We start from the raw sequence: 9,144 nt of genomic DNA on the forward strand, positions 1-9,144 counted from the left end.
AGCTTGCGGCCGTTGTCGCGGTACTGCTCAATGGTGTCTTCGTTGTGGATGCCGGTCACCAGGCGCTCGTAGGCGATGAACAGCAGCGCCAGGCCGGGGGCTTCGTAGATGCCGCGGCTCTTGGCTTCGATGATGCGGTTTTCGATCTGGTCGCTCATGCCCAGGCCGTGGCGCCCGCCAATGCGGTTGGCTTCCAGGATCAGTTGAACTAAGTCGTTGTATTCGACGCCGTTCAGTGCGACGGGGCGGCCTTCTTCAAAGCGCACCGACACCTCTTCGGCCTTCACGACGCAGTCGTCTTTCCAGAATGGCACGCCCATGATCGGGTTGACGATTTTGATGCCGCTGTTCAAAAACTCCAGGTCCTTGGCTTCGTGGGTGGCGCCCAGCATGTTGCTGTCGGTGCTGTAGGCCTTCTCGGCGCTCATCTTGTAGCCAAAACCGTTGGCGGTGATGAAGGCGCTCATCTCGGCGCGGCCGCCGAGTTCGTCGATGAACTGCTGGTCCAGCCAGGGCTTGTAGATCTTCAGTGCGGGGTTGGTCAGGAGGCCGTAGCGGTAGAAGCGCTCGATGTCATTGCCTTTGAAGGTGGAGCCGTCGCCCCAGATGTTCACATCGTCTTCCTTCATGGCGCTCACCAGCATGGTGCCGGTCACGGCGCGGCCCAGCGGCGTGGTGTTGAAGTAGGTTTGCCCGGCGGTGGTGATGTGGAAGGCGCCAGCTTGCAGCGCGGCGATGCCTTCGGCGGCGAGCTGCGGGCGGCAGTCCACCAAGCGGGCCTTGATGGCACCGTATTCCATGGCCTTGCGCGGAATCTCGTCGTAGTCGGACTCGTCGGGCTGGCCCAGGTTGGCGGTGTAGGCATAGGGCAGGGCGCCCTTTTGCTTCATCCACAAGAGCGCGGCGCTGGTGTCCAGGCCGCCGGAGAAGGCGATGCCGACCTTTTGGCCGACGGGGATGTTCTGCAGGATGGTGTTAGACATAAAATTGGCCTCTAGCCCGCGTGATATATGCGCAAGCAGCTATAAAAATAAGAGCAATAAGAAAGCGGATCAACCAAAGTGGCAGATGTAGTGGTAGGGCTCGGTGACCCGGATGTCAAAACTGGAGTTGCCCGGGATGCTGAATTTTTCACCTGGGCCGGAGCTGAGCCAGGTGTCGGTGCCGGCCAGTTTGTACTCGCAGCGGCCGGCCACACATTCCATGATCTCGGGTGCGCCGGTGTTGAAAGTGAGCGTGGCGGGCAGCACCACGCCGACAGATTTTTTGCTGCCATCGGCCAGGGTGATGCCGTGGCTGATGCATTTGCCGTCAAAGTAGACGCTGGCTTGGGTATTGACGGTCACGCCGTCAAATTGGGTGGTGGTCATGGTTGTGGTGCAGTGGTGTGCGGGGCAAAGGCACCCAGGCTTGGCCCGGATGCGGGAAAGCCTGTGATTTTAGGCGAGGCCAGGGGGCGGGCCTTAGCCAGCGTGGCGGGCAAACTCTTCGGGCACAAAGCCCACGGTCAGCGCACCGTCACCCCATTCGATCACCGGGCGCTTGATGACGCTGCTGCTGGCCTGCATGCACGTCAGCGCGCTGGCGGCGTCCACCACGGCAGCCTGCACCTCGGGCGCGAGCTTGCGCCAGGTGGGGCCTTTGCGGTTGAGCAGCGGCTCCCAGCCCAGGGTTTGCATCCAGCGCTGCACCTTTTCGACGGGCACGCCTTGCTTTTTGTAGTCGTGAAATTGGTAGTCGACACCATGGGCGGCAAGCCAGTCGCGGGCTTTTTTGACGGTGTCACAGTTGGGAATGGCGTAAACGGTGATGGTGTGAGGTGTCTGGTTCATGCCCCGAATGATGCCACTGATGGTGTTATCCCCACTTGACTGGGGTGGCAGTGGTCCTGCGCGACAATTCGGGGTGTTATGACACAGCTTTTCCAAACCCTTCCTGATTGGCTCGCCTACTGCGAGCAACTGCATCCCACCGCCATCGACATGGGCCTGGAGCGGGTGCGCAGCGTGGCTGAGCGCCTGCAGATCCGCTTTCACTGCCCGGTGATCACCGTGGCCGGCACCAACGGCAAGGGCTCGACCTGCGCCATGCTGGAAGCGATTCTGTCGCAGGCGGGTTACCGCACCGGGGTCTACACCTCGCCGCATCTGGTGCATTTTGAAGAGCGGCTGCGTTTGTGTGGTGAACCGGTCAATGCTGCAGATTTGGTAGCGGCATTTGCAGAAGTGGAGCGGGCCAGGTGCCAAAATGAGGATGAAGTCTCACTCACCTACTTCGAGTTCTCCACGCTGGCCATTTTGAATGTGATGTGTCACAGTCGGCTGGATGTGGTGATTCTGGAGGTCGGCCTGGGTGGCCGGCTGGATGCCGTCAACATCATCGAACCTGACTGCGCCATCATCACCAGTGTTGATCTGGACCACATGGCCCTGCTGGGCCAAGACCGCGAGGCCATCGGCTACGAAAAGGCCGGCATCATGCGCACCGGCAAACCCGCCGTGGTGAGTGACCCACTGCCGCCGCAAAGTGTGCTGGACCGCGCGCTCGAAGTCGGCGCGGATCTGTGGCGTGTCGGGGTGGATTTCAATGTCTCGGGTGACAAGCAGCAGTGGAACTGGGCCGGCCGTGGCCGACGTTACAGCGGCCTGGCTTACCCGGCTCTGCGCGGTGCCAACCAGCTGGTGAATGCCGGTGGCGTGCTGGCGGCGCTGACGGCTTTGCGTGAGCGCCTGCCGATCACGGCGCAGGCGGTACGTCTGGGGTTGTCGATGGTGGAGCTGCCCGGGCGCTTCCAGATTGTGCCGGGTCAACCCACCCTGGTGCTGGATGTGGCGCACAACCCGCATGCGCTGGCGGCACTCACGGCCAACCTGGACGCCATGGGCTTTTTCCCGACCACCCACGCGGTGTTTGGTGCCATGGCCGACAAGGACCTGGCGCCGATGCTGGCACGCATCAACCCGTTGATTGACAAGTGGTATTTCACCGATCTGCCGACCCCGCGGGCGGCCCCTGCGGAGGATTTGGCGCGGCTCTGGCAGGCGCAAAACACCCGCAAGGACGTCAGTGCCAGCCTGTACGCCGACCCATCATCGGCCCTGCAGGCGGCACTGGCGGCGGCAGACCCCGCTGATAGAATTGTCGTCTTCGGGTCGTTCTACACCGTTGGCGGCGTCCTCCAGGACGGGGTGCCCCGGCTGGCGGCCAAGCATCTGCCCACATCCTGATTCTTCTGACAAGCACACACCAGCATGGCTTTTTTCAAGTTTCGCAAAAGCGCTGACGAGTCCGCCAGTGCGAGCGCGCAACCGCCAAGCACCGAAGCCATTCGCCAGCGCGCCAAATACCGGTTGGTGGGCGCTGCGGTGCTGGTGCTGATCGGTGTGGTGGGGCTGCCCTTGTTGTTTGACAAGCAGCCGCGCCCGATTGCGGTGGACACGCCGATTGATATCCCAGACAAGAACAAAGTGGTGCCGCTGGTGATTCCCGCCACCCCGGCCACCTCGGCGGTGCCGACGGTCACTTCGGCCAATGGGCCGACTGCCGCGGTGGTGGCCCAGGCTGTCTCCAAGCCGCAGGCGTTGCCGCAACCGGACATCATCACGGAAACCGCAGAGCCACCGGCAACGGACAAGGTTTCTGATAAAAAACAGGCTCCAGCCCGGACAGATAAAGCCTCGGATGCTACAAAACAAGTAGCAAAAGAATTGCCCAAAACGAGCCGGCCAGTGGCCAGTGCGGCGGTGGCCCAGCCGGCCGAAGCCAGCCGTGCCCAGGCCTTGCTGGAGGGCAAGGAAGTCGCCCCCAAGGCCGCCAAGACGGCGGCGCCAGAGGTGTCGTCGCCGGCCTCGCCCGCTGCGGCGGCGGAGGGCCGGTTTGTCGTGCAGGTGGGGGCTTTTGCCGAAACCGCCCGGGCGCAGGAAGTGCGTCTCAAGGTCGAGCGCGCTGGGCTGAAAACCTATACCCATGTGGCTGAAACCAAGGATGGGCGGCGTATTCGTGTGCGGGTCGGACCCTACAGCACCCGTGCGGAAGCCGAGAAGGCCGCCGACAAGATCAAGAAGCTGAATCTGCCAGCAGCGTTGCTCACCTTGTAGGAATGGTGGGATGACCATGCCTGCGCTGGACTGGATTTTTGCCGCGGTGTTGCTGTTGTCCATGGTGGTGGGAGCGTGGCGCGGCCTGGTGTATGAAGTGTTGTCGCTGATCAACTGGGTGCTGGCCTTTGTCGCGGCCCGATGGCTGGCGCCGGATGTAGCGCACCATCTGCCCATGGGGGGCGCCAGTGAGTCGGTGCGTTATGCGGCTGGTTTCGTGCTGGTGTTTGTTGCTGCGGTCATGGTGGGCGGGCTGGTGGCCGTGCTCATCAAAAAGCTGACCACCGCCGTCGGCTTGCGCCCGGTGGACCGGGTGCTGGGCGCCGTGTTTGGCCTGACCCGGGGTCTCTTGCTGCTGCTGCTGGCCACGGCGGTGGTGGCGATGACGCCGATGAAAGACAGCGCAACCTGGCAAGAGTCTGTGGGCGCCCGCATGGCATCGGCGGCGTTCGTGGGCCTCAAGCCCGTGTTGCCGCGTGAGCTGGATCGATTTTTACCTGCCTGAAACGTCGTTGAATCAATAGGAAAACTATGTGTGGAATTGTTGGGGTTGTCAGTCATTCGCCGGTCAATCAGCTGATTTATGACGCCTTGCTGCTGTTGCAGCATCGCGGCCAGGATGCGGCGGGCATCGTCACGCAGCAGGAGCGCAAGTTCTTCATGCACAAGGCCAAGGGCATGGTGCGGGACGTGTTTCGCACCCGCAACATGCGCTCGCTGCCCGGCAACTGTGGTCTGGGCCAGGTGCGTTACCCCACGGCGGGCAATGCCTTCAGTGAAGAGGAAGCACAGCCTTTTTATGTGAATGCACCGTTTGGCATTGTGCTGGTGCACAACGGCAACCTGACCAACGCCCATGCACTCAAGGCCGAGTTGTTCAACATGGACCATCGCCACATCAACACCGAGAGTGACTCCGAGGTGTTGCTCAATGTGCTGGCCCATGAGATCGAGGCCACTACCCGCGGGCTGCCGCTCACGCCCCACGATGTGTTTGCGGCGGTGCGCCGGGTGCATCGGCGTATCCGGGGCTCTTATGCCGTGATTGCGCTGATTGCCGGCCATGGTGTGCTGGCCTTCCGTGACCCGCATGGCATCCGGCCACTGTGCCTGGGGCGCAATGAAGACACCTGGATGATCGCCAGTGAGTCGGTGGCGCTGGAAGGCACCTTGCACAAATTCGAGCGCAACATTGATCCGGGCGAGGCGGTGTTCATTGATCTCCAGGGCGCGATCCACACCGAGCAATGTGCCGACGCTCCGGTCCTGAACCCCTGCATTTTCGAGTTTGTTTATCTGGCTCGGCCAGACTCGGTGCTCGATGGCATTTCGGTCTATCAGGCGCGCCTGAATCTGGGCGAGACACTGGCCAAACGGGTGATTTCCACGGTGCCACCCAACGAGATCGATGTGGTGATTCCGATCCCCGAGTCCAGCCGTCCCAGCGCGGCGCAGCTGGCCCAATTGTTGGGGCTGCCCTACCGTGAAGGTTTTGTGAAAAACCGTTATGTGGGCCGCACTTTCATCATGCCCGGCCAGGCCGTGCGGAAAAAGTCGGTGCGCCAGAAACTCAACGTGATTGCCAGTGAATTCAAGGACCGCAACGTGTTGTTGGTGGATGATTCCATCGTGCGCGGCACCACTTCCAGGGAGATTGTGCAAATGGCCCGCGATGCCGGCGCCCGCAAGGTCTACATGGCCAGTGCCGCGCCGCCGGTGCGCTACCCCAATGTGTATGGTATTGACATGCCGACCCCGCAGGAACTGGTGGCGCACAACCGCACGGTGGAAGAAATCCGCGCGATCATCGGTTGTGACGCGCTGATTTACCAGGATGTGGATGGCATGAAAAGAGCGATTGGCTCACTCAATCCGGCCGTCAAGGGCTTTGATGCGTCCTGTTTTGACGGCGTGTATGTCACCGGTGACGTCACGCTGGACGACATTGTTCGCCTGAACGCCAACCGCGTGGAGGGGGACGAGAATCAGGAAGACACCTCGCGCCTGGCCCTGCCCAACCACGAGGACTGACCATGACATCGTCCAAATTGCCTGACCATCTGCACCGAGACACGTTGGCCGTGCGTGTCGGGGTCGAACGCAGCCAGTACGGCGAAAACTCGGAAGCCCTGTACCTGACCAGCAGCTTTGTCCAGCCTGACGCCGAGACGGCGCGTAAACGGTTTGCCAACGAGGAAGAGGGCTATACCTATACCCGCGTTGGTAATCCGACCGTGTCCACCATGGAGCAGCGCCTGGCCGCCTTGGAAGGCACCGAGGCCGCGATGGCTACCTCCAGCGGCATGGCGGCGGTGTTGCTGCTGGGCATGGGGTTGTTGCGCTCGGGTGACCATGTGGTGTGTTCCCAGTCGGTGTTCGGCTCCACCTTGCGTCTGTTTGCAGGAGAATTTGCCAAGTTCGGTGTGGAAACCACGTTTGTCTCTCAGACCGACGTGGCGCAATGGCGGGCTGCCATGCGGCCCAACACCAAGCTGCTGTTTGCCGAAACCCCGACCAACCCACTGACTGACATCTGCGACATTGCGGCGCTGGCCGCCGTGGCGCACGAGGCGGGCGCTGTGCTGGCGGTGGACAACTGCTTTTGTACACCGGCGCTGCAACGCCCCACGCTGTTTGGGGCGGACTTTGTGATTCACTCCGGGACCAAGTATCTCGATGGTCAGGGCCGGGTGATGGCCGGGGCGATTTGTTGCAGCCAGAAATATGTCAACGATGTGTTCTGGCCGATCAACCGTACCGTGGGTATGGTGTTGTCGCCGTTCAATGCCTGGGTGGTCACCAAAGGCATGGAAACCCTGGCATTGCGCATGAAGGCCCAGTGTGACAACGCTCTGGCACTGGCGAGCTGGCTGCAGGAGCAGCCGCAGGTGGCGCGGGTGTACTACCCGGGGCTGACCACCCATCCGCAATACGATCTGGCCATGCGTCAGCAAAGTGGGCTGGGGGGTGCGGTGGTGTCGTTTGATGTGTGTGCGACCGCTGCCGAACAGGCGCGCCGACGCGCCTTCCATGTGATCGACAGCACCCAGGTGTGCTCGATCACCACCAACCTGGGTGACACCAAGACCACCATTGCCCATCCTGCCACCACTTCCCATGGCCGCCTGACTGAGGATCAACGCCAGGCAGCCGGTATCGGCCAGGGCCTGATCCGCATGGCGGTGGGCCTGGACCATATTGACGATCTCAAGGCCGATCTGACACGCGGCCTGCAACAACTCAGCACATTGCAATGACCAAAACTCGTACCCGTTTCGCACCATCGCCCACCGGTTTTATCCATCTGGGTAATATCCGCTCAGCCCTGTACCCGTGGGCGTTTGCCCGCTCCACTGGTGGCGATTTCATCTTGCGGATTGAAGATACCGATCTGGAACGCTCCACCCAGGCTGCCGTGGATGTGATCATTGAAGGCATGAATTGGCTGGGCCTGAATTACGACGAGGGCCCGTTTTATCAGATGCAACGCATGGACCGCTACAAGGCCGTGTTGGCGGAGATGGTGGCTGCCGGTCATGTGTACCCCTGTTACATGAGCATGGCCGAGCTGGATGCCCTGCGTGAACGGCAGACCGCGGCCAAGGAGAAACCACGCTATGACGGCACCTGGCGTCCGGCGCCGGGCAAGCTGCTGCCGCCCGTGCCCGAAGGTGTCAAGCCCGTGCTGCGTTTCATGAACCCGCCAAGTGGTTCCGTGGTGTGGGAGGACAAGGTCAAGGGCCGCATCGAGATCAGCAATGACGAGCTCGATGATCTGGTGATTGCGCGACCTGATGGCACACCCACCTACAACTTCTGCGTGGTGGTGGACGACATCGACATGGGCATCACCCACGTGATCCGCGGTGATGATCATGTGAACAACACACCGCGCCAGATCAACATCTTCAAGGCCCTGGGTAAAGAGCCGCCGGTCTATGCACACCTGCCGACTGTGCTCAACGAGCAAGGTGAGAAGATGAGCAAGCGCAATGGCGCCAAACCGGTCACGCAGTATCGCGATGAAGGTTATCTGCCCGATGCCATGGTGAACTATCTGGCGCGCCTGGGCTGGAGCCATGGGGATGACGAAATTTTCAGTCGGGCGCAATTCCTGCAGTGGTTTGATCTGGACCACCTGGGCAAGAGTGCAGCCCAGTTTGATGAAGCCAAGCTGCGCTGGGTCAACGCACAGCATATCAAGGCCTGCGCCGATGATGTGTTGGCGCCCCTGGTGCAAGCGCATTTGCAGAAGCGGGGCATTGCGGCGGACGCGCGTCTGCCCGCCATCTGTGCCTTGTTCAAGGACCGTTGTGATACCACTGTGGTGCTGGCTGATTGGGCCGCCATTTTTTATGCCGATGTAACGCCTACGCCAGAGGATCTGGTGCAGCATGTGACAGATACCGTGAAGCCGGCGTTGAGTTTGCTGGCCGACAAGTTGCTGACCTGCGCCTGGGACAAGGCAGGTATTGCCGCAGCCATCAAGGAAGTGTTGACGGCCTGCACCTTGAAGATGCCTCAACTGGCCATGCCGGTGCGTGTGCTGGTGGCAGGAACGGCGCACACGCCATCCGTCGATGTGATGCTTTCTCTCTTTGAAAGAGAAAAAGTTATCGCCAGATTGAAAAGGGCGTAAATTCACGCTATAATTTGAGGCTTGGAAGTTACGAACAATTCGAAAGAATTGCCAGTGGTTCAGGGGGTATAGCTCAGCTGGGAGAGCGCTTGCATGGCATGCAAGAGGTCAGCGGTTCGATCCCGCTTACCTCCACCAAATTTCCAAAAAATGAGACGGAAGTCCCAAGGTTTTGACCCCATCGTCTAGAGGCCTAGGACATCACCCTTTCACGGTGAGTACCGGGGTTCGAATCCCCGTGGGGTCGCCAAGTTATCGCAAGATAATGCGGCGCAAGTCGGTAACGGTTTGCTGGCAACAGCAGATGGCTTGGCTCGAAAGAGTAAACGTTAGCTACCAGGAGTGGTAGTTCAGTTGGTTAGAATACCGGCCTGTCACGCCGGGGGTCGCGGGTTCGAGTCCCGTCCG

Annotated in this window: 9 protein-coding genes and 2 tRNA genes; 8 read left to right on the top strand and 3 right to left on the bottom strand. The window is 60.9% G+C overall.

Translation table 11 applies throughout. From position 1 onward, the window contains the following. From argG to PHW99_RS16775, 3 genes are all read right to left on the bottom strand, one after another. Window positions 1–983 (bottom strand): argininosuccinate synthase (argG, locus tag PHW99_RS16765; protein ID WP_300180268.1); only part of this gene is annotated, 983 nt, incomplete at its 3' end. 69 nt (window positions 984–1,052) lie between these two features. Next, on the bottom strand, window positions 1,053–1,370 hold the full coding sequence (locus PHW99_RS16770) for a pyrimidine/purine nucleoside phosphorylase (RefSeq protein WP_300180271.1): 318 nt from the start codon (window positions 1,368–1,370) through the stop codon (window positions 1,053–1,055). Between the two features lie 93 nt (window positions 1,371–1,463). Then, window positions 1,464–1,832 carry an ArsC family reductase gene (locus PHW99_RS16775; protein ID WP_300180274.1) on the bottom strand — a complete coding sequence of 123 codons (369 nt, stop codon included), beginning with the start codon at window positions 1,830–1,832 and terminating at the stop codon, window positions 1,464–1,466. Between the two features lie 78 nt (window positions 1,833–1,910). On the opposite strand from PHW99_RS16775, the gene folC reads away from it, so the two are divergent. From folC to PHW99_RS16815, 8 genes are all read left to right on the top strand, one after another. Beyond that, on the top strand, window positions 1,911–3,227 hold the full coding sequence (folC, locus tag PHW99_RS16780) for a bifunctional tetrahydrofolate synthase/dihydrofolate synthase (RefSeq protein WP_300180277.1): 1,317 nt from the start codon (window positions 1,911–1,913) through the stop codon (window positions 3,225–3,227). A gap of 24 nt (window positions 3,228–3,251) precedes the next feature. Beyond that, a complete protein-coding gene (locus tag PHW99_RS16785) occupies window positions 3,252–4,097 on the top strand; it encodes an SPOR domain-containing protein (protein WP_300180280.1) in 846 nt (281 codons plus the stop codon). A gap of 10 nt (window positions 4,098–4,107) precedes the next feature. Further along, window positions 4,108–4,602 carry a CvpA family protein gene (locus PHW99_RS16790; RefSeq protein ID WP_366913605.1) on the top strand — a complete coding sequence of 165 codons (495 nt, stop codon included), beginning with the start codon at window positions 4,108–4,110 and terminating at the stop codon, window positions 4,600–4,602. Window positions 4,603–4,628: 26 nt separating this feature from the next. Beyond that, entirely contained in the window at window positions 4,629–6,128 is a 1,500-nt protein-coding gene (gene purF, locus PHW99_RS16795; RefSeq protein WP_300180283.1) for an amidophosphoribosyltransferase, read from the top strand. Window positions 6,129–6,130: 2 nt separating this feature from the next. Next, window positions 6,131–7,354, top strand: coding sequence for an O-succinylhomoserine sulfhydrylase (locus tag PHW99_RS16800; RefSeq protein WP_300180286.1), 1,224 nt, complete (start codon window positions 6,131–6,133; stop codon window positions 7,352–7,354). Next, the gene (gltX, locus tag PHW99_RS16805) at window positions 7,351–8,736 is read left to right on the top strand and encodes a glutamate--tRNA ligase (protein WP_300180289.1); all 1,386 of its coding nucleotides are present in this window, start codon (window positions 7,351–7,353) and stop codon (window positions 8,734–8,736) included. The genes PHW99_RS16800 and gltX overlap by 4 nt, the downstream gene beginning before the upstream one ends. A 62-nt stretch (window positions 8,737–8,798) precedes the next feature. Then, window positions 8,799–8,874 (top strand) — tRNA-Ala (locus tag PHW99_RS16810). 36 nt (window positions 8,875–8,910) lie between these two features. Then, window positions 8,911–8,986, top strand: a tRNA-Glu gene (locus PHW99_RS16815). Window positions 8,987–9,144: the final 158 nt, after the last annotated feature.

The organism is Rhodoferax sp., from assembly GCF_028689305.1.
Classification (GTDB): domain Bacteria; phylum Pseudomonadota; class Gammaproteobacteria; order Burkholderiales; family Burkholderiaceae_C; genus Rhodoferax.